Genomic DNA, 25,207 nt, shown 5'->3' on the forward strand with positions numbered 1-25,207 from the left:
ATTATTAACAAAATATTGTGAATTTTTCAGTCAATTTCTATTAGCCCTATATAATCGGTAGGTTAAGCAAATATTTCATTTCGAAAAAAATTTAAACCTATCTTTGACTACATGGAGAAAAAGTTGATTTTGGAAGTTTCAGGTTTGAATATTTCCTTCGGAAATAAAAAAAAGAGTATCGATGTTATTCATGATATTTCTTTTGAAATCTTCTCTAATGAAATAGTCGGAGTTGTTGGAGAATCCGGTTCTGGTAAATCAGTGACTTCCATGGCTATAATGGGACTACTTCCGAAGAAAACTGCTAAAATCAAGGGAGAAATAATCTATGAAGACAAAGATTTGGTTACGGCAGATAATAAATTGCTTGAGACCATACGAGGTAAAGAAATAGCCATGATTTTTCAGGAGCCAATGAGTGCTTTAAATCCGTCGCTTCGCTGTGGGTTTCAAGTATCCGAAATTCTTCAGAAACATTTAAAACTATCTTCTTCCGAAGCTAAAAAAGAAACACTACTTCTGTTTGAAAAAGTAAAATTACCTCGTCCTCGGGAAATTTTCCGAAGCTATCCTCATCAGATTAGTGGCGGACAAATGCAGCGCGTAATGATTGCTATGGCGATTGCCTGTAAGCCTAAATTATTAATTGCAGATGAACCAACTACCGCTTTGGATGTAACTGTTCAAAAGGAGATTCTCTTACTTCTTAAAGAACTTCAATCGGAGACAGGAATGAGTCTTCTCTTTATCTCACATGATCTTAGTTTAGTTTCTGAAATTGCAGATCGGGTTCTTGTAATGTATAAAGGTGATATTGTTGAATCGGGTTCTGTAGAGAAGCTTTTTAAAAGTCCGGAAAACGAATATACAAAGGCACTTCTAGCATCCAGACCAACCTTGGGAAAGCGTCTTGAAAAGTTGCCAACTATCGCTTCAATTGCGGATAATTCGTTTAAATCTGTGGAAGTTAGTGAAGGACAAAGAGCTGCCAAACACAAAAAAATGTACACTCAGCTTCCTTTATTAGAGGTTCATAATTTAGAAAAGGAATATTTTAGCTCAGCTGGATTATTTACAAAAAAAAGTACAGTTAAAGCCGTTAATGATGTAAGTTTTAGGGTATTTGAAGGAGAAACCATGGGTCTGGTAGGAGAATCAGGTTGCGGGAAATCAACATTAGGGAAGGTAATCTTACAATTAGAAAAAGCAACCACCGGAAGTATAAAATACAGAGGCAAGGAACTTACAAAATTATCAGGTTCAGAGATAAGATCACTTCGAAAGGAAATTCAATTAATTTTTCAGGACCCTTATTCTTCGCTTAATCCACGGTTAATTATTGGGGAAGCACTAATCGAACCTATGAAGGTTCACAACATTTTGAGAACAAGAAAAGATCGGAAAGAAAAGGCGCTTGCTATTTTAAATCGTGTGGGTTTAGATGAAACTTATTTTTATAGATATCCACATGAATTGTCGGGCGGCCAAAGACAAAGGGTGGGAATAGCAAGGACGATTGTTATGGAACCAAAGCTTGTAATTTGTGACGAATCGGTTTCGGCACTTGATATTTCGGTGCAAGCTCAGGTACTCAACTTGCTGAATGAACTAAAAGAGGATTTCGGATTTACGTATATTTTTATTTCTCATGATTTAGCTGTGGTGAAGTTTATGGCAGATCAATTACTGGTCATGAATGCCGGTAAAATTGAGGAGATTGGGGATGCAGATGAGATATATGCCAACCCTACTAAGGAGTATACAAGAAAACTTATAGATGCGATTCCAAAAGGAATATAGAGAGAAATTCCAAAAAGTAAAATTCCAAATTCCAAAAATATTTTTAAGGGACAATTCAAGTTTGCTAAGTGGTATACAAAAGTATGCGAAAGTAGATAGGCTTTCTTATTTCGAAAATTTGGACATAAAAAAGCCCGTTCTAACCTCACAAAGAACGGGCTAACCTTTATCTGTATCGTAGCAGATTCGGGGGGTAATTAACTCTGAAAAAATTAAATCAATAAAAAAACCTTTTTAGCAACATACATTACGTTTTTCAGAAGCCGCACTGTATTTTTAAATGTCAAACTAATATTTTTCATAAGATAGGTTAGTTAGGTAAACTTGGGACTGCTAATATAAAACGCATTTTCAGTTATTCACGATTAAATACCCTTAAATTCGATGAAGTACACAATATTTTAACATTATAACAAACATCGAAGGCTTTTTCCTACAATAAATAGACTAAAAACTAAAAGTTTGATGCTCAAATATTTACAAAAATGGCAGAAAATTTGTAAAAAATGACCAGATAAATACAATTGGAATGAAGAAAATTGAGAAGATAGAAAATAAAAAAAGCAGCCTTTTTCAAGCTGCTTTTAAAATACTATAGTAATGAGTTGAGGCATTAAAAAGTCATTTCAGGAATATCACCATCAATTATTAGTTCTCCTTCGGTAGCAGCATCAATTTCTTCCACACTAACTCCAGGTGCTCGTTCCAATAATTTAAACTTCCCATTTGTTATTTCAAGAACGGCTAAGTTTGAAACTATTTTTTTTACGCAGTTAACTCCAGTCAATGGCAAGCTACATTGTTTTAATAGTTTCGATTCTCCCGCTCTGTTGGTATGCATCATTGCCACAATAATATTTTCTGCAGAAGCAACCAGATCCATAGCCCCTCCCATTCCTTTTACCATCTTACCCGGAATTTTCCAGTTGGCTATATCGCCATTCTGGGATACTTCCATCGCACCAAGAATTGTAAGATCCACATGTTGACCACGAATCATTGCAAAGCTAGTAGCAGAATCGAAGAAGGAGGCTCCGGGCAAAGCAGTAATTGTTTGTTTTCCGGCATTAATAAGGTCTGGATCTTCTTCCCCTTCAAAAGGAAACGGGCCCATTCCTAAGATTCCGTTTTCACTTTGGAACTCTACTTTTATATCATCACGTACGAAATTGGCGACAAGCGTCGGTATACCAATACCAAGATTAACGTAGTAGCCGTCTTTTACCTCTTGTGCAATTCGCTGTGCTATTTGTTCTTTCGATAACATAGATTATTAATTTGAAAATTATTCTATTCGGTGATTTGAAATTTTTCTGATTCAATGTGCTAAACTCCATTATCAAATTAGCTCATTTTCAAATTACTTCTTTCTAACCGTTAACTGTTCAATTCTCTTCTCATATTTCTCTCCTTGAAAAATACGCTGAACAAATATTCCGGGAATATGTATTTGATTTGGATCCAATGTTCCTGCAGGCACTAATTCTTCTACCTCAGCAACAGTAACTTTCGCTGCACCACACATATTAGGGTTAAAATTTCTCGCGGTTCCTTTGAAGATTAAATTACCAGCTTCATCACCTTTCCATGCCTTCACAAAAGCAAAATCTGCTTCGAAAGCCTTTTCAAGTAAATGCATTTTTCCATGAAACTCTCTGGATTCTTTTCCTTCTCCAACTTCAGTTCCGTAGCCAGCTGGTGTATAAAATGCCGGAATTCCACTTTGAGCAGCCTGACATCTTTGAGCAAGTGTTCCCTGCGGAATTAATTCAACATCAAGCTCTCCAGTTAACATCTGTCTTTCAAACTCAGCATTTTCTCCTACATAGGAAGAGATCATTTTTTTGATTTGATGCTTCTGAAGCAATTGCCCTAGTCCGAAATTATCCACTCCGGCATTATTTGAAATACAAGTCACTCCTTTTACATTCAAGCGAACTAATTCGGCGATTGCATTTTCTGGTATTCCACTTAACCCAAAACCTCCCAACATAAATGTCATCCCGTCCTTTATCCCTTTACAGGCTTCCGTTACATTCGCAACTGTTTTATTAATCATATTCTTATTTTAAAACATTATACCTCAATTACACCGCATCTTTCTATTTATCATCGGATATAAATTTAGGCAATTTCATACTATTAAAAAACCTCTTGGTGTATACATTTCCAAGAGGTTCATTAGTCTGTTTTCAGAATAAAAAATGCTAAAAATCAAATTCATCCGGAATTTCTTCCCCATTATTTTTACCATCCTTCCATTTAGAACAGTCCGTTACTATGGAAACGTTGGCAGGCCGTTTAAATTGACCTTTCGATATATCAAGCTCTTCATCTGCATAACATTTTTCCATGTATAATGCCCATACCGGCAATGCCATGGTTGCTCCTTGCCCATATGTGGTAGTACTAAAGTGTGTGGCTCTATCTTCTCCTCCAACCCAAACTCCGGTGACAAGATTCGGCACCATACCCATAAACCAGCCATCACTATTATTCTGAGTAGTACCTGTTTTACCCGCTATTGGATTAGTAAATTTATAAGGATATCCAGTTATGGTCGATTTATAAGCGCCACTGGTTCTTCCACTATGCCGTAATCTCGATCCAGAACCGGACTGTGTAACACCTTCCATCAGACTCACAGTTACATAGGCCGTTTCGTTGCTGATAACATCTTTTGTTTCAGGTACATTTTGATATAACACCGTACCATTTTTATCCTCAATTCTTGAAATCAGAGTTGGTTTTACATAAACACCTTCATTAGCAAAAGTACTATAGGCTCCAACCATTTCGAAAAGCGAAACATCTGGAGTACCTAATGCTATTGAAGGAGCTTCAGGCATGTCTTTAGTTTCCATACCCATCTTTTTTACTAAGTCAATCACCGGTCTCGGTCCTACTCTATCTATAAGTCTTGCAGTAACGGTATTTATGGAATTGGCCAAAGCTTCTTTAAGTGTTACCATCCCACCGTAACTACCTCCAGCATTTTTAGGAGTCCAGGGTTCCAGCAAGCCATATTTTCCAGCCGCGATTGTATACTGTGTATTCGGTAAGGTATCGCAGGGTGACATATGCATTTGATCTATCGCCGTAGCATAAACAAATGGCTTGAAAGTAGATCCAATTTGACGTCTTCCCGTTTTCACCATATCATACTTGAAGTATTTATAATTTATACCTCCAACCCATGCTTTCACTTCACCAGTTTGAGGCGACATTGACATTAAGGATGCTTGAAGAATAGATTTATAATATCGAATAGAATCCAGAGGCGTTAGAATTGTATCCTTACTATTGTTTTTCGCGCTCCAGGAAAAAATAGACATCTCCGTCTTCTTTTTAAAGCTGGCAATAATCTCGTTTTCACTTTTCCCCTGTTCTTTCATGATTCTCCAGCGGTCACTACGTTTCATAGCAGTATTTAGAATTTTCTCTGTTTCTTCGGGTGTAATGTCCCGAAATGGTGCGGTTTTGTTCTTTTTGTTCTGAATGTCAAATTCCTTCTGAAGATTTGCAAGATGCTCATCCATTGCCTCTTCAGCATAGGTTTGCATCTTTTTATCAATGGTCGTGTAAACTTTTAAGCCATCACTATAAATATTGTATTTGGAACCGTCCGATTTCGGATTCTTTTCAATCCAATCCGACATAAATGCTCTGGCATATTCTCTGAAATAAGTCGCGAGACCTTCAGTGTGACCTTGAGCAGCATAGTTAAGATTTAAAGGAAGTGCTTGTAAAGAATCTTTTACGGTTTCAGAAATAAAATCGTATTTCTCCATTTGAGCCAATACCACATTTCTTCTGTTTTTTACTCCAACAGGATTTCGAAGCGGATTGTACAAAGACGAATTTTTAAACATTCCTACTAACATGGCAGATTCTGACGTATTCAATTCTGAAGGGGCTTTGTCGAAATATATATTCGAAGCAGATTCAATACCAACCGCCTGATTTAGGAAGTCATATTCATTGAAATACATCGTAATAATCTCTTCTTTAGTATATCGTCTTTCCAGTCGAATAGCAATGATCCATTCCTTTATTTTCTGCATTGCTCTTGTTAATTTGCTGCTAGAGACTTTTTCAGTAAAGAACAACTTCGACAATTGCTGTGAAATAGTACTCGCACCTCCTCTTGATCCTAAGAAGACAAATGCACGAACAGTCCCTTTTGCATCAATTCCTGAATGATCATAAAAGCGAGCATCTTCGGTAGCTATCAATGCTTCAACTAGATGATCTGGCAACTCCTCGTAAGGAACCGGAGTTCTGTTTTCCTTATAAAATTTTCCAATGGTTTTCCCGTCGGAAGAAATAATCTCGGTAGCAAGATTCTTCTCGGGATTTTCCAAGCTTGTTTCATCGGGAAGACTTCCGAAGACACCCCATGAAGCAAGTAGAAACACGAATATGATTAACAATATGCCTCCAAGAAATATCTTCCAAAATGTCCTGGCGTGGCGCGCATTCTCATCCTGAGGCTTTTTTTTCTTTTTTGTCTGTTGTTTTGCCATATGCTTTTATTGTTGTTTGACTTCTTCAATAGTAAAGCCAACATCTGTAATTCCTTCTAAATTTGTAACGCCATCTACATCACCGTTATTGCGAACTGCCTGGCCTATCGTTACGATATAGCTTCCTTTTTCCAAAAACGAAACCTTCTCTTTATACCATAATTTATTTTCCTTGACACTTCCTATACCTTCACCAAGCCAGGAACCATCGGGATTTGCCATTCGATATTCAAGGGTATCAGTAACTGTTTTCCCATGAGGAAAATGCATGGAAACTATTAAAAACATATTGTTGAATCGATACTCATTCGAGTTGCGGACATGCACAAACAAATTATATTGCTTCAAAGAATCCAATTGTGGAATAGTAAATTCTACTAAATCGTCTTTATTCCAGCTGCCAGATAAGCCCTTGGTATCACTGTAGACCGTACCTGAATTACAAGATACCAGAAACGCTAATAAAAAGATCAACGCAATACTATTCCGCATTTTTTTTAGGTTTTCGGTTTCTGCTTCTGTTCTGATTTTTATTCTGTCCTTGGTCTCCACCTTCTTTAGCACCCTTAGGCTGTGCCGATTTCTGATTTCTACCTTTCGACTTTTGAGAAGATTGTCCTTTGTTTTGTCCTTGAGCAGTATTTTTACCCCTGCTTTTATTTTTATTGCGACTTTTGTTTTTAGAATGTTTTGGTCTATCAAAACGGGTAAGACTATCTTGTCCAACAACGTTGCTAAAAAGTTCTTTGTCGGGTACTACAATGTCTACGATAAACTCTTCCAGACTTGCAACTTTATTGCCTTTTTTATTTACTGCGATGATTTCATTCACCTTTTCCAGTGTAAGCTGGTGCCAGTTCATTCCTTCTTTTTCGTAGGCGTACCATAGCAGTCCTTTAAAAATATCTGTTTTCTGACAAACAGCCATTCCTTTTTCAGTGGATAATTTTACATCGCTCTTCGGAAAGCCCTCCAATGCATCAAGATAGGTGTCTAATTCGTAATTAAGACAGCATTTTAGCTTACCACATTGTCCGGCAAGTTTTTGAGGATTTAGTGATAATTGTTGATAGCGTGCTGCGGAAGTATTTACAGATCTAAAATCTGTTAACCAGGTTGAACAGCATAATTCACGCCCACAAGATCCAATTCCACCTAAGCGCGCAGCTTCTTGTCTGAAGCCTACTTGTTTCATTTCAATTCTCGTACTAAATGTACGTGCAAATTCTTTGATTAATTCTCGGAAATCGACTCTTTCCTCAGCTGTATAATAAAACACAACTTTTGAGGCATCCCCTTGAAATTCGACATCGCTAATTTTCATTTGAAGTCCCAATCGGATTGCTATTTCTCTCGATCTCTTTTGAACATCAGCTTCTTTATCACGAACCTTTTGCCAGATATCAATATCCTTTTGACTTGCTTTTCTGTAAACTTTTGGGAGGCTTTCAGGATTTGGATTCTCCTTTTTCTTCTTCATTTGCACACGAACAAGCTCGCCTGTAAGGGTAATGATACCAATGTCGTGCCCCGAGGCTGCTTCAGTAGCAACGATATCTCCAATACTTAATGTGAGATCTTCAGAATTTATATAGAAATGTTTTCGTCCGTTTTTAAAGCGTATTTCCACCCCTTTAAAAGGTTCCATATTAGCGGGAAGCGACATATTAGAAAGCCAGTCGAATACTGTTAATTTATTACAGCCATCAGTACCGCAAGTCCCGTTGTTCTTGCAACCCTTTGGCTGTCCATTAGTACCAGTGGCACAGCTTGTACAGCCCATATTTTTATATATATAGCTCTCTTTCAGTAAAGAGAGACGAAAATTAAACAATTAATTCAATCCGTAAATATACCAATTTAAATGGAACCTTACTTTTTGAATTTCAGTTTTTCTGAACGCCCTTTTTTGAAGATTTTATTGCTATTCGGAATTCCTTGTCGCAGTATTTTTTGCTCTTCAAAAGGTAGTTTTATGATTTCTTTACAATCGTCACTACAGCAATTGTCCATTTTTGAAGCACAGGCTTCACATTGTATAAACAACAAGTGACAGGCTTCATTCTCACAGTTCACATGATTATCGCAAGCAGCACCACATTGATGGCATTTTGCTATGATATCTTCGGAAATGCGCTCGCCTCTTCGGTGATCGAAGACGAAATTTTTTCCGACGAACTTATTCTCCAGACCTTTGTTTTCCACCTGTCGGGCATATTCAATAATCCCGCCTTCCAACTGAAACACTTGCTTAAAACCTTTGTGTTTGTAATAAGCACTTGCTTTTTCACAACGTATTCCGCCGGTACAATACATTACCAACTTCTTATCTTCTTTGTGATCTTTTAGATCTTCCTCAATAATATCTAATGAATCCCGAAACGTATCAACATCGGGAGTAATAGCACCTTTAAAATGACCGATTTCACTTTCATAGTGATTCCGCATATCGACAAGAACCGTATCCGGATCTTCGATTAGTCTGTTGAATTCTTCAGCCGCAACATGGACTCCTTTATTGGTCACATCGAAGCTGTCATCATTCAATCCGTCTGCGACAATTTTATGACGCACTTTTACTTTCAGTTTTAAAAAAGATTTTAGATCGTGTTCTATTGCGATATTGAGTCGTACATCTTTCAGAAAAGAAACTCCGTCTAAAAATTCTTTGAACTCGTTAAATCGTTTTGCAGGAACAGAAAGTTGAGCGTTAATTCCTTCGTGAGCAACATAGATACGCCCAAGAACTTCCATAGTATCCCAGGCAATAAATAAATGATTTCTAAATAGAGAAACGTTGCCGACTTTGGCATATTGATAAAAAGAGAGGGTGAGGCGATCTTCACCGGCAGCTTCCAATATTTGAGCTCTCTCTTTTGCACTTAAGGTATTGTACAGTTGCATGCTATACTTTTTTAGTGAAAAAGGTTGAATAAAATTAATCTTGGGCAAAAATAAGGTTTTTCAACGGTTTAAGAAACTCTTGCGGCCATGTATAAAACTAGACAATTGACCAATTCCAATCCTCTCAAGATTTAACCCATTATTTGGAGAGGCCCAGTTACCAATTCCCTACATCATATTTTTTTTTTTTGGAATTTGGAATTTCTTTGTTGGAATATAATACCTCGTTGCCTGCCCAATAAAATTAATCAGGCGGCCTTAGATTCGAGGTATTACATTGTTGACAAAAATTCTCATTAAGCCCGTATTCCTTTTGCTGTAAATACAAAGAAATAGTATTTTAGCCTATCGACTCCTTCACAAATAAAATAGAATTCATGAGCAAAGAAAACGAAGCTAAATTAAAAGCATTAAAACTTACTTTAGACAAATTAGACAAGACCTACGGAAAGGGAACTGTAATGAAAATGGGCGATAAGGCCGTTGTTGAAGTAGAGACCATTCCCACAGGTTCTTTAGGTTTGGATATTGCCTTAGGAGTTGGAGGTTATCCAAGAGGAAGAGTAGTTGAAATTTACGGACCTGAATCTTCAGGTAAAACGACACTAACTTTACACGCAATTGCCGAAGCACAAAAAAAGGGTGGAATTGCCGCTTTTATAGATGCAGAGCACGCCTTCGATCGCTATTACGCTGAAAACCTTGGGGTTGATATTGAAAACCTCATCATTTCGCAGCCAGACAACGGAGAACAGGCTTTAGAAATTGCCGATAACTTAATTCGAAGTGGTGCAATTGACATTGTAGTTATTGACTCGGTGGCTGCCTTAACGCCAAAAAGCGAAATTGAAGGTGAAATGGGTGACAGTAAAATGGGCTTACATGCTCGATTAATGTCTCAAGCACTTCGGAAACTAACCGGATCTATTAGTAAAACCAATTGTACCGTAATCTTTATTAACCAATTACGTGAAAAAATTGGAGTGATGTTCGGAAATCCCGAAACTACCACAGGTGGAAACGCGCTTAAATTTTACGCCTCTGTACGTCTAGACATAAGAAGATCTACACAGATTAAGGATAGTGACAGTAATGTACAAGGAAATAAGACACGAGTGAAGGTGGTAAAGAACAAGGTTGCGCCTCCATTTAAAACGGTGGAATTCGATATCATGTATGGTAAAGGAATTTCTAAAGTAGGTGAGATTATTGACCTCGGAGTTGATTTCGAAATCATCAAAAAGAGTGGTTCATGGTTTAGCTATGACGATACAAAACTAGGGCAAGGGCGAGACGCTGTAAAAACACTTTTATTAGACAACCCTGAATTAATGGAAGAATTGGAACTAAAAATAAAAGATGCCATCGCGGCCTTAAAATAAGAAGCCTTTTCTCCCTAACGCAACCTTTTTCATTATCAGGCATCTACAAAGTGTAGAAACCTGGATTATTATGGTTGCGGCTTACCAAATGATGTAAGTGGCTACAATTTAAAATAATAACTCACGGGACTGCAATTGACTTTAGACGAGCTCATCATACAATGTAAGAAGCAGGATGCTAAGGCACAGGGGGAGTTGTATAAACAATATTCGGGTGTATTATTTTCAATATGTCTGCGGTATTCTCCTAATTACGCCGAAGCTGAGGATAGTTTGCAAGATTCTTTCTTAACTATTTTCAAGAAGATAGAGCAGTTTCAGGACAAAGGTTCTTTTGAAGGATGGATGAAACGTATTACCGTGAATACGGTCCTTCAAAAATATCGAAAGCAACGTGTATTTGACATTGCGAGAGAAGATCAAATCGAGGATGAGGAGGATTTGATGATTGAAGACGAAGGAATCCCATTGGATTTTCTGTTAAAGATCATTCAGGAGTTACCGGATCGGTATCGATTGGTATTTACAATGTATGTGATGGACGATTATGCACATAAAGAGATAGCCGAAATGTTAGGAATCTCTGATGGTACGTCTAAATCCAATCTGGCAAGAGCCCGAATAATACTGAAAAAGAAAGTTGAAGAATATAGATTAGAACATAAAGAGTAAGAAACTTTCCTAATGTTAGTTTCGTATATATAAAGAGATCCCTGCCTTACGATGAGACAGGGGTAATAAACAAGTAAGAGATCCCCGCCTACGCGGGGAGTACACATGAAAGAAAATAAGCATATAGACAGCCTTTTCAAAGATCGCCTCAACGATTTTGAAGCCTCTCCTTCTCCTCAGGTCTGGAAAAACATCCAAGCCGAATTGAATAAGGATAAAGAGGACCGTAAAGTTATTCCGCTTTGGTGGAAACTTGGTGGTGTAGCTGCGCTATTGGCACTTTTGCTTACTGTTGGTAATTCGATGTTTAATTCGGATGTGACCGATTCTGATGTGGTAAATACGGAAGAATCTGTTCGTTCTAACGATATCGATACTGAGGCAAACCCGATTATTACTAATAAGGAGGATGTTATTGTGGTTGCTTCGGAAGAAGACGCAACTAATAACAAGCTTCAGGAAATCGAAACTACTTCCGAAGCTTCTGAACAAATAAAAAAGGACAGTCCTGCTAATTACAAAGAGTCCGTTTCAAACAAGTCTGAGAACAACAGCCGTGTTGCATCAGAAACAAACTCTTCCGAAGAAAAAACGAAGAAGGCGAAAGCGACCTATAATTCAAATCGCATAGAAGCACCAAAAAATCCTGTCTATTCTACAGAAAAAGAAGCTGTTGCAATCAATTCCGAAGAGAAAACAAAAAACATTGAGAAGCTTCAGAAGGAAAATGATGTTGTTAAAAGCAATCAAGAAAACCTAATTATAAAGAATACTCAGATAGAAGATACCGAAGTTGCTAAAACTGAAACTGCAGAGGACGAAAAGTCGTCCGAGGAGAAAAAATCTATATTGGACGAGATAAAAGAACAGGAAATTCTTAAAAAGGAGGATGCTATTGCAAAGGAGTCTAAAATCGACAGACGATGGGATGTGGCACCTAATTTTGCTCCTGTGTATTATAATTCTTTAGATGGTGGTTCTTCGATCGATCAATCGTTTTCAGATAATTCGCAAAGCGGCGATGTTAATATAAGCTATGGGGTGCAGGTGAGTTATGCAATTAGCAATCGATTAAGTGTGCGATCTGGTGTAAATAATGTAGATCTAAGTTATGGTACTAAAGGAATTGAATTAGGTACCGGACCCGTTTCTACTGCGCTTAGAAGTGTAAATTACGGCGGAAAAGAAATTGTACTTACAGCGGTAGATCAAGGTGGTATTGCAGAACAGAATTCTATGAATTCAGGAGAGTTTGGCGATATAAGTCCAAAATCGACAGATGGTGAAGCGATCATTACTCAAAACATTTCCTATTACGAGGTTCCATTGGAATTAAAATACAGTTTATTCAATAATAAATTTGGGATGAACGTGATTGGAGGTCTTAGTACATTATTTCTGGGTAATAACGATATTTCGGTAAAAGCCGGTTCGTTCGAAAGTACTTTAGGAGAAGCTAATAATTTATCGACAGTAAGTTTCACAACCAATGTAGGGTTGGGATTTGACTATAAAATATCAAGAAAATTTAAGTTTAATATTGAACCGATGTTCAAGTATCAATTAAACCCGTATACGGATTCCTCAGTGAATTTTAAACCTTACTATTTAGGGGTTTATACAGGGTTTAGTTACAAATTTTAGGTTAGTTTTTTAGTTGGTTTGGGAAACCAAACAAAAGAAACCGTTCAACGCCATAGAACGGTTTTTTTTTGCTTAAAAATCGGTCAATTATTCTAAACAGAGGGCGATTGAAGTTCGTTTAAAATTATCTCCCTTGTTTTGGTTTTAAGCATTCTGCGATCATCGGCAGCTAGTATTTCGGTTGGAATTATAGGATGAACTCTCACGCGCATTTTCCCTGGACTACCGCTAAAAAATTCATACGAAAAACGCTTCTTATTATCATGAAAGGTCATTGGAGCAATAGGAATATTGTGCTCAATTGCTAGACGGAAAGCACCATCTTTAAATTCATCAAGTGTCATGTTTAAATCATCTGGAACACCGCCTTCAGGGAAAATACAAACACTTAATCCTTGACTTATTTTATGTTGGGCTCTTTTAAAAACTTCCCCCCGACTTTTCGGGCTGTCACGATCAACCAGTATACAGGTTCGTTTATAGAAAAATCCAAATAATGGAATTTTCGCCAACTCCTTCTTTCCAACAAAAACAAACGGATTTCTGGTAACATACAGCATGAGCATGATATCGGCCATGGAAGTATGGTTAGAAACGAACATATAACTTGCGCCTTTTTTGTATTTTACATTTCTTTTGATAATAGGAAAGAATCCCATTCCAAATAGAATGATCGTCGCCCATAAGCGTGCCAATTTGAAAAAGAATGGATACCAACTCTCTTTTAAAATGCTAATTACCAAAATAGGAAACATTAATAAAATAGGCAACGTCACTAAAAGATAGAACCAAATTCTATATAGGGTGGTTAGTAAATAGCGGAAAAAATTCATTCAAGATCAAAAATACTGATTTGAATAATGCGAATAGCCTAAAAAAAGTAACTTTGCGCAAATTAAGTTGAATACCTCCGAAGACACTCCTTATAAATAGTGGCTCAATTGGTTTAAAAAGACTCCTGTTAATCCAGGAAATATTATGGCAAGAATACTTACAGGAATTCAAAGTACCGGTACCCCGCATTTAGGGAACATTTTAGGAGCAATCATCCCCGCCGTGGAAATGGCAAATAACCCGAAAAATGAATCTTTTTTGTTTATCGCAGATATGCATTCTTTAACTCAGATTAAAGACGCAGCAACCCTGCGAAACAACACTCATAGTACGGCGGCGACTTGGCTAGCATTCGGCTTAGATATTGAAAAGACGGTGTTTTACCGTCAAAGTGATGTTCCACAAACTGCAGAATTGTCATGGTATTTAAGTTGTTTCTTTCCTTATCAGAGACTTACACTTGCACATTCCTTTAAAGACAAGGCCGATAGATTGGGGGATGTGAATGCAGGCTTATTTACTTATCCTATGTTGATGGCTGCCGATATATTATTATACGATGCTGAAATTGTTCCCGTAGGAAAAGACCAACTTCAACATATTGAAATAACACGTGATGTAGCCTCAAGGTTTCATGCGCAAATGGGCGAGACTTTTGTTTTACCTAAAGGGCAGGTTCAAGAAGGCACCAAGTTAATTCCGGGTACCGATGGTGCGAAGATGAGCAAATCCAAGAATAATATTATAAATATTTTCCTTGGTGATAAACAACTTCGGAAGCAAATAATGGGAATTGAAACCGACAGCACCCCTATGGAAGAGCCTAAAGATCCTGACACTTGCAATGTTTTTAACTTGTATAAAATTTTAGGTTCTGAAACAGCAATTGCTAGTATGCGTAATAATTACGAAGGTGGAAACTATGGTTATGGACATGCGAAACAAGCCTTATACGAATTAATAATAGATCGCTTCGCAGAAGAGCGGTCTCGGTATACATATTTTATGGAAAATCTCCAGGAGATTGATAAAGCGCTAGAGCTAGGAGCTGCAAAGGCCGCAAAGGTAGCTAATGAAGTACTAAATAGAGTTCGAATTAAAGTAGGGTATTAAAAAAACTTTCATTATTATCCATGATATCCTCCTGTTCAGGATACGTACAATATAAGTAAAACAGTACAACCCCAAGCATAGACAACCCGCTATTTAAAACGCCACCTGCTACCAAAGGATCCTTAATAAAAAACAAATAATTAGAAGTTTCAATAATATCGCTCATAAAAAAAAGTGCTAAAGCCCCAATCAAAAAGGAGACTTTTCTTGTCTTATAACTACTCATAAAGTAATAAATGAGTCCTATACTAAGTACTAGTAGTTTCAATATGGTAAAGATAAAGCCATAAAGCACATGGCTAATACTTAGATGAAACTCATCTATAAGCGCCATTATTTTGTAAATTATAATGCCGTCAAGAATTAAGATAATTGCTACCGGCCAACTATAATTTTTTATCACAAATTCTTTACGACATTCTCTTATTACTTCCCTCATCATTAAAACAAACCCAATGATTAAAAAGATTTCATTGGCATATAACACAGCTATTGCATTCACTATTAAATAATAGTTTATAATGTTTAATAACATCGATGCAATAAATAACAAGAGAACGCTAATAAAAATCTTACTTCTTGGTTTATCGGTAGAAATATGCATTATCGTAATTAGCGATAAAAACAATAGATTGGCTCCAATACCAAACCCAAATTCTTTAACAATCTCAAAGTAAATCACTAAAATAGCAGTGCTTAAGATTAGAAACAAAAAGATTCTTCTGAGGATAATTGGCATGCGTCAAAAATAAGAAAATCTATTAGATAGCATGAGTTTCAAGTAAAGAAAGGAATTTATCATACTAAATGCACTGAAACAATTTTCCGGGTAACGGCCTTACCAATCCCTTTAACTCCAGACTCAATAAGATCGTTGCTACTTTATAAGTTGGGATGAAACATTCCAATGCAATGGTATCGAGCAGTTCTTTGTCTTTTGTTTTTAAATATTCAAAGATTTTTTGTTCTTCTTCGGAAAGCTCTGTGAAAAGCTGGGTTTGGATAGGAGCTTTCTCATAATCTTTTAATTTCCAGCCTAGCATAAATACTATATCCGCTGCGTGCGTAAGAATACGTGCCTGCTGTAATTTAATCAAGTCATTACACCCCCGGCTTTGAGTATCACTCGCTCTTCCCGGTACGGCAAACACCTCACGATTATATGAATTTGCAATGTCTGCTGTGACAAGGCTTCCTCCTTTTTCGGCAGATTCTATTACAATAGTAGCTTCACTCATACCTGCTATAATGCGATTACGTCTTAAAAAGTTAGTTCGGTCAAAGGGGTCGCTACTCCAGAATTCAGTGATAAATCCGCCATGCTCTTCCATTTTGGCTACATATTTCTTATGACTTTTTGGATAGATTAAATTTAAACCATGAGCCAAACATGCAATTGTTTGGAGTCCGTTATCCATAGCCGCTTTATGAGCTGTAATATCGACACCATAAGCAAATCCTGAAACTATTACGGGATTTACAGGGGCCAGTTCTTCAATTAGTTTTTCACAAAAACTGCGTCCGTACGAAGTAACATTTCGGGTGCCTACAATGCTAATTATTTTTTTATTCTGAAGGTCAATATTACCAGTATGAAAGTATAGAATGGGGCCGTCCAGACAATGCTTCAGTCGGTCGGGATAGTTTTTATCCTTGAAATAACTGAAAGTAATTTCGTTCTGTTCAATAAATAGAAGTTCCTCATCTGCTTCATCGAGTAGTGTGAGCTCATTTAACTCACGCAACTTTAAAGCTCCAATCCCATCAATTTTTAAAAGATTGCTTTTTTTCTCTTTGAAAATCCCTTCTGCAGATCCAACTGCTTGTAATAATTTCTTGGCTGAAGTGTCGCCCAAATTCGGAACACGCTGTAATGCAAGCGTATACCTTAATTCCCTGTTTGAAAGCATAAGTCGTTAACTTATTGGGGAGCAGTTAAATGTACAACTTTTAATTAGTTGTTAATAAGTTAGTGAGTCCTAAAAAGATTGAAAATGAAAAAAAAGTATATTTGTTTCAATGCAATTAACCACATACATAAAAGATCTACTATACCGATACGAATGTGTAATAATACCTGGATTCGGTGCCTTTTTAACCCATTATCAGTCGGCTAAAATAGATACTGCTACCCATACATTTTTTCCTCCGGGCAAAACGGTTTCTTTTAACAGGCAACTGCAGACAAACGATGGCTTGCTAGCTAATTATGTAGCTTCAGTAGAAAATTGCAGCTATGAAACTGCGCTTCAGAAGATTCGTAATTTTACAGGGAAACTATCACTTCAGCTTTCAGAAAGACAAAAGGTAACCTTAAAGAATATAGGAGATTTTTATTTGAATGATGAGAATTCAGTGCAGTTCGATCCTTCAGACAAAGAAAATTTCAATGCAGCCTCATTTGGTCTTAGTTCTTTTGTTTCTGAAGAAATTGCACGGGAAACATCCAAAAATCTTTCCGAAGCAACCGAAGAAAAAACACCACTACTATTTACTCCCGAAAGAAGACAACCAAAACCATATCTTAAATATGCCGCGATTGGCCTTATAGCCATAGCAATATCTGGATTTGGTGGTATGAAGTTGTATGAAGGACAAGTGCAAAAACATAATTTTGCAGAAAAAGAAAAGGCAAACACTAAGATTGAAAACCAGATTCAGGAAGCAACTTTTGTCATTGAAAACCCTCTGCCTGCTTTAAATCTAAACCTTCCGAAGCAAAAAGGAAAGTATCATGTTGTTGCCGGCGCCTTTAGAGTTGAAGAAAATGCTGCCAAAAAATTACAAGAACTGGTTGAAAAAGGTTTTGCTGCAAAGGCGATTGGCGAAAACCGCTATGGATTACATATGGTAGTTTATGCAAGTTTTGAAGACAGAATTGAAGCCCGCAGAAGTCTATTCAGCATTAAAAATTCTGAAAATAAGGATGCCTGGTTGCTTGTAAAAGATCTTTCTAAGTAAATTTTATTCATTAATTCTTTTGATTGTTTCAATTCCTGCCTCCACAGGAAATACTACCTTTGCAAAAAAACAAATGTCCGCTAAAACTCCTAAAGAATCCAGAACTGTAGTAACCGATTTAGTTTTACCGAGTGAAACCAATCCCATTGGAAATATGTTTGGTGGTGAGCTGCTAGCTCGTATGGATAGAGCTGCAAGTATTGCTGCCAGAAGACATAGTCGTCGAATTGTAGTGACAGTCTCTGTAAATCACGTTGCCTTTAACAAGATGATTCCCTTAGGGAGTGTAGTTACTGTCGAAGCCAATGTATCCAGAGCTTTTAAAAGTTCTATGGAGATCTTTATGGATGTTTGGATTGAAGATCGGGAAAGCGGAATGCGTTCGAAGGCCAACGAAGCAATTTACACCTTTGTTGCTGTTGACGAAATGGGGAATACTGTTCCAGTTCCTGAACTTATCCCGGAAACAAAACTTGAAAAAGAAAGGTTTGTGGCAGCTCTTAGACGCAAACAACTCAGTTTGGTTTTGGCTGGAAAAATGCAACCAAATGAAGCCACCGAATTAAAGGCATTATTCTCATAGATTTACTGAAAAAAACTCATACTCTATTGATTTCGTAGGGTTTTCGTGAATGTAAGGGTCATAATTTTTTCTGAAAATATTGCTGATTTCAATAGTGATTTAGATATATTTGAAACCTTTGGTGCCAAAAATTGTATCGTTTGGTGCCATTTCTCTATAAATTAAATCTAAATCTCAGCACTATGAAAAGAATTACATTCTCTTTTTTAAATTCATTTAAGGCTGTGAGTATTTTGGCAATTGCGTTGGTTATTTCTACCGCTAACGCTCAAAGTTCTTACACAGTACAATTTCAGGATGAATCAATCGCAATACCTGAAAACATTAGCACTTTCGATTGGAACCAAATGCCGGAATCATCAAAATTAAATGATAGATATTACGGTTGGGTACAGTTTTATCAAACTCCAATTCAAGACATTCAGGATTTGTTCAAGAGCTCTGGATTAGAATTAATCGAATATATTCCACATAAAACTTATCTCTTTTCTTTTCCGGAATCAACTTCAATCACCATGTTAGAAAATAATGGTGTTCGTGGAATTATTCCTGTTCCCGGGAGTGTAAAACTATCTACTGCATTAAAAAACCCTCCTTATGAGAGTTATGCTGTGGAAGGAAATAACATTATTGTGACCTTACAACATTATAAAACTGTGAATACGCAATTTGTAATTTCTGAACTAGCCAGAAAGCAAATAGGTGTAGTTCACCAATTTGATAATTCGAATATACTTGAACTTTCAATTCCAAATAACTGTCTTGCCGATTTATCAAGTCTTCCTTACGTAAAGTGGGTGGAATTAATATCGCCACCGGCCGTAAAGGATGATATTAAAGGTAGAGGTTTACACAGAGCAAATGGTTTGGACACCCAAACTAGTGCAGGAAGAAATTATACAGGTGAAGGTATTGGCGTTTTAGTAAGAGATGATGGTCGTGTAGGGCCACATATTGATTTCGAAGGTCGTCTTGTAAATCAAACAAGTGTATCCGGACAAAGTCATGGAGATGGTGTTGCCGGAATTATGACGGGTGCTGGAAACTTAGATCCAATGAACAGAGGAATGGCTGCAGGTGCCAATGTATGGGCAGTAAACTACGCGAGTAATTTCCTGGACAGTACAACACTAAACCTTATGAATAGCGGTGATGTTCAGATTACTAATTCTTCATATAGTAACGGTTGTAACGCAGGTTATACTACCATTACACAGACCGTTGATACGCAAATGAATGATTATCCTTCAGTTTTGCACGTTTTTTCAGCAGGAAATTCGAATGGAAGTAATTGTGGTTATGGAGCCGGAACTCAATGGGGAAATATCACAGGAGGACACAAGCAAGGTAAAAATGTGATCGCTACTGCAAATACTAATTTTGCAGGTTTGCTTACTTTTTCAAGTAGTCGTGGTCCCGCTCATGATGGTAGAATAAAGCCAGATATCGCAGCAAATGGTACAAATCAAGTTTCTACTAATGAGAATAACACCTATCAGACCTTTGGAGGAACATCGGCAGCCGCGCCTGGAATCGCCGGAGTATCGGCACAACTCTATCAATTATATAGTGAAGCGAATAGTGGAGCTTTACCTCCCGCTGCACTTATAAAAGCTACTTTGATGAATACTGCAAATGATGCAGGGAATGTAGGACCTGATTTCAAATTTGGTTGGGGAATTGTAAATGGATTAAGAGCTGGAAAGTTACTTGAAGATGAGCGTTATTTATCAGATCAGGTTTCACAAGGAGGTACAAACAATCATACAATTAATGTTCCTTCAGGAACTAAGGAAGTTCGATTTATGGTTTATTGGAGTGATCCGGCAGCAGCTGTAAATGCAGATCCTGCTTTGGTGAACGATTTAGATCTAGTGGTAACAGACCCGGGAAGTACATCGTACCTTCCATATTTATTGGATCACACACCAAATACAGTGAATTTAAATTTACCCGCCACCAATGGTGCAGACCATTTGAATAATGTAGAACAAGTGCTTATCGATAGTCCGAGTGCAGGAAACTATGACATTGAAATCAGTGGATTTAATGTACCTGTTGGGCCTCAGGAATATTTTATAGTTTATGAAATTATTTCTGAAAACCTTACACTTACCTACCCTAATGGAGGTGAATTTTTACATCCGGGAACAAACGAATCTATACATTGGGATAAGGTTGGTTTGACTTCCGATATTACGTTAGAATATTCTACTAATAATGGGGGAACCTGGACGGAGATCAATACATTTCCTAACACTGTTATTACCTATCAATGGGCTGTTCCTGCTGACACCGGTGGAAATGCGCTAGTTCGAGTTCGAAGTGGTTCATTTCAGGACGAGAGTGATGCGCCGTTTAATATAGCCGCTTATCCTACGGGGCTGGCAGTAACAGAAGTTTGTCCTTTACAAGCTACCTTTACTTGGGATGCAGTTCCTGGAGCAGAATCTTACGATTTCTATATTTTAGGCGAAAAGTTTATGGAAGTTGTTGGCAATTCGACTACAAATGAAATTACCGTACCAATTACAGATTCTGCTGCACCTATCTGGTTCAGTGTATCGGCGAAAAATGCCACAGATGGTTGGGAGAGTAGACGTACGATTGCGGAAAATCACCCTGGAGGGGAATTTGGTTGTACCTTAGCTATTGATGAAAATATTTTCTCAGATGCGATCTCATTGTATCCTAACCCAAGTAACAATACAGTAAATATTTCTATGAATAGTATATCAGTTTCTTCATTAGAAGTAAGCTTGGTTAACAGTCTTGGACAGATATTACACAGATCTAATTATGAAACTGTCAATTCAAATAACGAGATTTCAATTGACGTATCTGGATATGCAGCTGGCTTGTATTTTATTTCTTTCAATTCTGAAGGAGTTACGACCACGAAAAAACTTCTGGTAATGTAATACTGTAAGTAACTTATTTTAATTCAACAGCCGTTCATCCTTTCGAAGAACGGCTGTTTTTTTATAAGTACATTCACTTCCGAAGCATTCGTGATAATTTGACAATAAAGCCTCCCAATTTCTCCTATTTTAACAAGATTTGGTTCAAGTTTTAGAATTATATTAGATATATTTGATGTCCTTCCGAAGAAATTTAGCTTCCAAAAGGACAATTCTCCATTATTAAATCCAACTTCCGATGAAAAAAATTACCTTACAAAATCTTCAGAAAATTAGACTTTTAAGTATTTTGGTGATGCTTTTTGCAACCACCATTGTCTTTTCACAAACTAATTACAACGTACAGTTTCAGGACGAAACAGTAGTAATACAAGAAAACATTAATAGCTTCCAATGGGATCAAATGCCGGAATCCTCTAAATTTAACGGTGGTTACTATGGATGGGTTCAATTTTATCAAACTCCTACTCAGGATATTCAGAATCTATTCAAAACAAATAACCTTCAGTTAATAGAATACATTCCGAACAGAACCTATTTATTCTATTTTCCTGAAAACACTTCAGTTGCTTTATTAAGAACCAATGGTGTTCGTGCCATCGTTCCTGTAGCAGGTGAGTACAAACTATCTTCAGAATTAAAACACCCACCATTTGCAGATTATGCTATTGAAGGAAATAATATACTGGTAACGCTTCAATATCACAAAAATGTGAATGCACAATACGTGATCAATGACCTTGCAAATCAGCAGATATCAGTAAGACACCAATACAAAGGATCAAACAACATCGATTTGGTAATCCCGAATAACTGTTTAGAAACCTTATCCAGTCAGCCTTACGTTAAATGGATCGAATTAATAGTTGCTCCTTCTATACCGGATGATACCAGAGGAAGAAGCTTACATAAAGCGAATGGCCTTGATACGCAAACTTCAGCGGGCAGAAATTATACCGGAAGTGGTATTGGGGTAATGGTGAGAGATGATGGAATCGTTGGCCCTCATATTGATTTTCAAGGAAGAATAGATAATAGCACTGCCAGTGGTACAGGCCAAACACATGGAGATGGCGTTGGTGGAATTATGGCTGGAGCAGGAAACCTTGATCCATCTATGAGAGGAATGGCTGCAGAATCTAATGTGTTCGTGGTAAACTACGAGCCTAATTTTTTAGATACTCAAACGGTTACGCTTATTAATAATGGAAATGTTCAAATTACAAACTCATCGTATAGTAATGGATGTAATGCAGGATATACAACGATAACGCAAACCGTAGATAGCCAAACTAGAAACATCCCAACATTATTACATGTATTCTCTGCCGGAAACTCTAACAATAGCAATTGTGGCTATGGTGCCGGAAATCAATGGGGTAATATTACAGGAGGTCATAAGCAAGGAAAGAATGTGATTGCTACTGCAAACGTGTTTTTCGATGGATCATTAGTAGGTTCAAGTAGTCGTGGGCCAGCTCATGATGGTAGAATTAAGCCTGATATAGCAGCCAACGGACAAAACCAAAATTCCACTAATGAAAACAATACCTACCAAGTATTTGGTGGGACATCTGGAGCTGCTCCCGGAATCGCTGGAATTTCTGCTCAATTATATCAAGCCTATGGCGATATAAACGGAGGAGCATTTCCACCCTCGGCACTTATAAAAGCAACATTAATGAATACAACTAATGAAGCTGGAAATATAGGACCTGATTTTAAATTTGGTTGGGGAATTGTAAACGGACTTAGAGCAGGTATGCTAATAGAAGATGGACGCTTTTTATCTGATGATATTTCGCAAGGTGGAACTAATAATCATTCAATCAATGTTCCTGCCGGTACTACCCAGGTTCGTTTTATGTTGTACTGGAGTGATCCTGAGGCAGCTCCCAATGCAAATCCTGCCTTGGTAAATGATCTTGATTTGGTAGTTACCGATCCTTCAAGTGGTGCGCACCTCCCTTGGATTTTAAATAGCACTCCCGACCCAGTATTATTAGACACTCCTGCAACAACAGGAGCAGATCATCTAAACAATGTCGAGCAAGTCTTAATTAATAATCCTGCTGCTGGAAATTATGATCTTGAAATTAGTGGATTCAATGTTCCAACAGGACCTCAGGAATATTTTGTTGTGTACGAAATTATTTCAGAAAACTTAACAGTAACGTATCCTAATGCAGGTGAGAGCTTTGTTCCAGGTGAAACTGAATCTATCCATTGGGATGCAACAAACACTACAGCAGATTTCGATTTAGAATACTCCACAGATAACGGAGCTACTTGGAATGCAATTGCTACAGTAGGACCTTCTGTTACTAATTATGGCTGGAACATTCCTGCTACTGTAAGCGGTGACGCTCTATTGCGAGTAACAAGTGGGGCTTTTTCCGATACCAGTGATGAAAACTTTTCGATTGCTAATTTAGTAACCAATGTGAGTGTTACTCAGGTTTGTCCAGATATGGCTTCTTTTTCCTGGACCGCAGTTGCTAATGCAGAATCATATGATTTCTATATGCTTGGAACAACCGCCATGGAAGTTGCAGATAATGTCGCAACCAATTCGATTTCTGTAGCGATTACCGATCCAACGGCACCTATTTGGGCAGCAGTTGTTGCTAAAAATGCTACAGCTGGATGGGTGAGTCGACGTACTATCGCAATAAATCATCCCGGAGGTCTGCTAAATTGTTCATTGAATAATGATGTTGCAGCCGTTTCGATTGATAATAACCCAGGTGATTTTGCTACAGTATGTACCGGAGTATCAGATGTTGTTATTGTGGCTTCTTTCTTAAATTCAGGTATCGACCCTCAAAGTAATTTTGATGTGTCCTATCAGCTTGACAGTGATCCACCAGTAGTAGAATCGTATACAGGTACTATTAATTCAGGACAACAGGTATCTTATAGTTTTGTCACTCCTTTAACAATTACAGCTTCTGGTAGCTATACACTTACCGTAACAGTAGATCTTACAGGTGATGAAAACAATAGTAACGACACCGCAACACTTGACTTTTATGCTGTTACAGAGGCGACTCAACTTGATTTTGAAGAAACCTTTGAAACAGATGGCTTCCCACCTCCAGCATGGACGATTGAAAATCCGGATGAAGACGATACTTGGTTAGAACGTGTGGGTATAACAGGTAGTGATGGCAATCCAACTATAACGGGATATGTAAATAACTTTAGTTACAATTCTCCAGGACAGGAAGATTACATTGTAACTGAAATTTTTGACCTAACTAATGCGACCAGTGCTACTATGACCTTTGATCTTGCAAAAGCACAATATTCTGCGGGCTTCTCGGATGCTATGAGAGTAGATATTTCAACCGACTGTGGTACTACTTACAGTCAGATATATTATAAAGAAGGATTAGACCTTTCTACTATATCAGGCTATAGTACAGCCAGTAATTGGGCTCCAGGGTCTGCAAGTGATTGGAGAAATGAATCGGTAGATATTAGTGGACATACCGGCGGTATGGCAATTTTCAGATTTGTGAATATAAACGGATTTGGTAATAGCACTATTGTAGATAATATCAACATTTCAGGGTTACTTGGAATTGCTGAAAATAATCTCGCATCATCGGTAAGTATGTATCCAAACCCGGCTACAAATAATGTGATGGTATCGATGAATCAAACTGCTTTTGAAACACTTGACATTAGTATTGTGAATAGTTTAGGACAACAACTACAAAAAGTAGCCTCATCAAACAGCTCAGGAATAATTTCAATAGATGTTTCTAGCTATGCCAGCGGATTGTACTTTGTAAATATTACTGTAGATGGAGTGACTGCAACTAAGAAACTATTGGTTAAATAAGACCATCAGTTTATAGA

18 protein-coding genes are annotated in these 25,207 nt (G+C 37.4%); 9 read left to right on the top strand and 9 right to left on the bottom strand.

Annotated features, from left to right (window positions below; all coding sequences use genetic code 11):
* Positions 1 to 111 precede the first annotated feature (111 nt).
* Positions 112 to 1,800, top strand: a complete 1,689-nt coding sequence (locus BXY75_RS01605) for an ABC transporter ATP-binding protein (RefSeq protein ID WP_121905947.1) — start codon at positions 112 to 114, stop codon at positions 1,798 to 1,800.
* Between the two features lie 613 nt (positions 1,801 to 2,413).
* On the opposite strand, the gene BXY75_RS01610 is transcribed toward BXY75_RS01605, so the two are convergent.
* From BXY75_RS01610 to trhO, 6 genes are all read right to left on the bottom strand, one after another.
* Positions 2,414 to 3,067, bottom strand: a complete 654-nt coding sequence (locus BXY75_RS01610; RefSeq protein ID WP_121905948.1) for a CoA transferase subunit B — start codon at positions 3,065 to 3,067, stop codon at positions 2,414 to 2,416.
* A 93-nt stretch (positions 3,068 to 3,160) separates the two neighbouring features.
* On the bottom strand, positions 3,161 to 3,859 hold the full coding sequence (locus tag BXY75_RS01615) for a CoA transferase subunit A (protein WP_121905949.1): 699 nt from the start codon (positions 3,857 to 3,859) through the stop codon (positions 3,161 to 3,163).
* A gap of 148 nt (positions 3,860 to 4,007) precedes the next feature.
* The gene (locus BXY75_RS01620) at positions 4,008 to 6,326 is read right to left on the bottom strand and encodes a penicillin-binding protein 1A (protein ID WP_121905950.1); all 2,319 of its coding nucleotides are present in this window, start codon (positions 6,324 to 6,326) and stop codon (positions 4,008 to 4,010) included.
* A gap of 6 nt (positions 6,327 to 6,332) precedes the next feature.
* Positions 6,333 to 6,818: a gliding motility lipoprotein GldH gene (locus BXY75_RS01625; RefSeq protein WP_121905951.1), complete on the bottom strand. Its 486-nt coding sequence runs from the start codon at positions 6,816 to 6,818 to the stop codon at positions 6,333 to 6,335.
* Positions 6,808 to 8,109, bottom strand: coding sequence for a PSP1 domain-containing protein (locus tag BXY75_RS01630; RefSeq protein ID WP_121905952.1), 1,302 nt, complete (start codon positions 8,107 to 8,109; stop codon positions 6,808 to 6,810). The genes BXY75_RS01625 and BXY75_RS01630 overlap by 11 nt, the downstream gene beginning before the upstream one ends.
* An 89-nt stretch (positions 8,110 to 8,198) precedes the next feature.
* Positions 8,199 to 9,230 carry an oxygen-dependent tRNA uridine(34) hydroxylase TrhO gene (trhO, locus tag BXY75_RS01635; RefSeq protein ID WP_121905953.1) on the bottom strand — a complete coding sequence of 344 codons (1,032 nt, stop codon included), beginning with the start codon at positions 9,228 to 9,230 and terminating at the stop codon, positions 8,199 to 8,201.
* Between the two features lie 377 nt (positions 9,231 to 9,607).
* Here trhO and recA point away from each other — a divergent pair, with 377 nt between their 5' ends.
* The 3 genes from recA (at position 9,608) to BXY75_RS01650 (ending at position 12,928) form a co-directional block, all read left to right on the top strand.
* A complete protein-coding gene (gene recA / locus BXY75_RS01640) occupies positions 9,608 to 10,612 on the top strand; it encodes a recombinase RecA (RefSeq protein ID WP_121905954.1) in 1,005 nt (334 codons plus the stop codon).
* A 135-nt stretch (positions 10,613 to 10,747) separates the two neighbouring features.
* The gene (locus BXY75_RS01645) at positions 10,748 to 11,284 is read left to right on the top strand and encodes an RNA polymerase sigma factor (RefSeq protein ID WP_121905955.1); all 537 of its coding nucleotides are present in this window, start codon (positions 10,748 to 10,750) and stop codon (positions 11,282 to 11,284) included.
* A 105-nt stretch (positions 11,285 to 11,389) separates the two neighbouring features.
* Positions 11,390 to 12,928 (top strand): outer membrane beta-barrel protein, encoded by a 1,539-nt coding sequence (locus tag BXY75_RS01650; RefSeq protein WP_121905956.1) that lies wholly within the window; start codon positions 11,390 to 11,392, stop codon positions 12,926 to 12,928.
* 92 nt (positions 12,929 to 13,020) lie between these two features.
* Here the strand turns inward: BXY75_RS01650 and BXY75_RS01655 are convergent, their stop codons facing one another.
* A complete protein-coding gene (locus tag BXY75_RS01655; protein ID WP_121905957.1) occupies positions 13,021 to 13,761 on the bottom strand; it encodes a lysophospholipid acyltransferase family protein in 741 nt (246 codons plus the stop codon).
* A 145-nt stretch (positions 13,762 to 13,906) separates the two neighbouring features.
* Here BXY75_RS01655 and trpS point away from each other — a divergent pair, with 145 nt between their 5' ends.
* A complete protein-coding gene (gene trpS / locus BXY75_RS01660; protein WP_121905958.1) occupies positions 13,907 to 14,875 on the top strand; it encodes a tryptophan--tRNA ligase in 969 nt (322 codons plus the stop codon).
* Here the strand turns inward: trpS and BXY75_RS01665 are convergent.
* Together BXY75_RS01665 and dprA are read right to left on the bottom strand one after the other, a co-directional pair.
* The gene (locus BXY75_RS01665; RefSeq protein WP_121905959.1) at positions 14,859 to 15,614 is read right to left on the bottom strand and encodes a hypothetical protein; all 756 of its coding nucleotides are present in this window, start codon (positions 15,612 to 15,614) and stop codon (positions 14,859 to 14,861) included. The two genes, trpS and BXY75_RS01665, sit on opposite strands and share 17 nt — an antisense overlap.
* A 64-nt stretch (positions 15,615 to 15,678) precedes the next feature.
* Positions 15,679 to 16,785, bottom strand: a complete 1,107-nt coding sequence (gene dprA, locus BXY75_RS01670) for a DNA-processing protein DprA (RefSeq protein WP_121905960.1) — start codon at positions 16,783 to 16,785, stop codon at positions 15,679 to 15,681.
* Positions 16,786 to 16,894: 109 nt separating this feature from the next.
* Here dprA and BXY75_RS01675 point away from each other — a divergent pair, with 109 nt between their 5' ends.
* From BXY75_RS01675 to BXY75_RS01690, 4 genes are all read left to right on the top strand, one after another.
* Positions 16,895 to 17,836 (top strand): HU domain-containing protein, encoded by a 942-nt coding sequence (locus tag BXY75_RS01675; protein WP_121905961.1) that lies wholly within the window; start codon positions 16,895 to 16,897, stop codon positions 17,834 to 17,836.
* Positions 17,837 to 17,909: 73 nt separating this feature from the next.
* Positions 17,910 to 18,419, top strand: a complete 510-nt coding sequence (locus BXY75_RS01680; RefSeq protein WP_121906581.1) for an acyl-CoA thioesterase — start codon at positions 17,910 to 17,912, stop codon at positions 18,417 to 18,419.
* Positions 18,420 to 18,601: 182 nt separating this feature from the next.
* Positions 18,602 to 21,340, top strand: coding sequence for a S8 family serine peptidase (locus tag BXY75_RS01685; RefSeq protein WP_121905962.1), 2,739 nt, complete (start codon positions 18,602 to 18,604; stop codon positions 21,338 to 21,340).
* A gap of 238 nt (positions 21,341 to 21,578) precedes the next feature.
* A complete protein-coding gene (locus BXY75_RS01690) occupies positions 21,579 to 25,190 on the top strand; it encodes a S8 family serine peptidase (RefSeq protein ID WP_121905963.1) in 3,612 nt (1,203 codons plus the stop codon).
* Positions 25,191 to 25,207 lie beyond the last annotated feature (17 nt).

The sequence above is a fragment of the Ulvibacter antarcticus genome (genome assembly GCF_003688405.1).
Taxonomy (GTDB): Bacteria; Bacteroidota; Bacteroidia; order Flavobacteriales; family Flavobacteriaceae; genus Ulvibacter; species Ulvibacter antarcticus.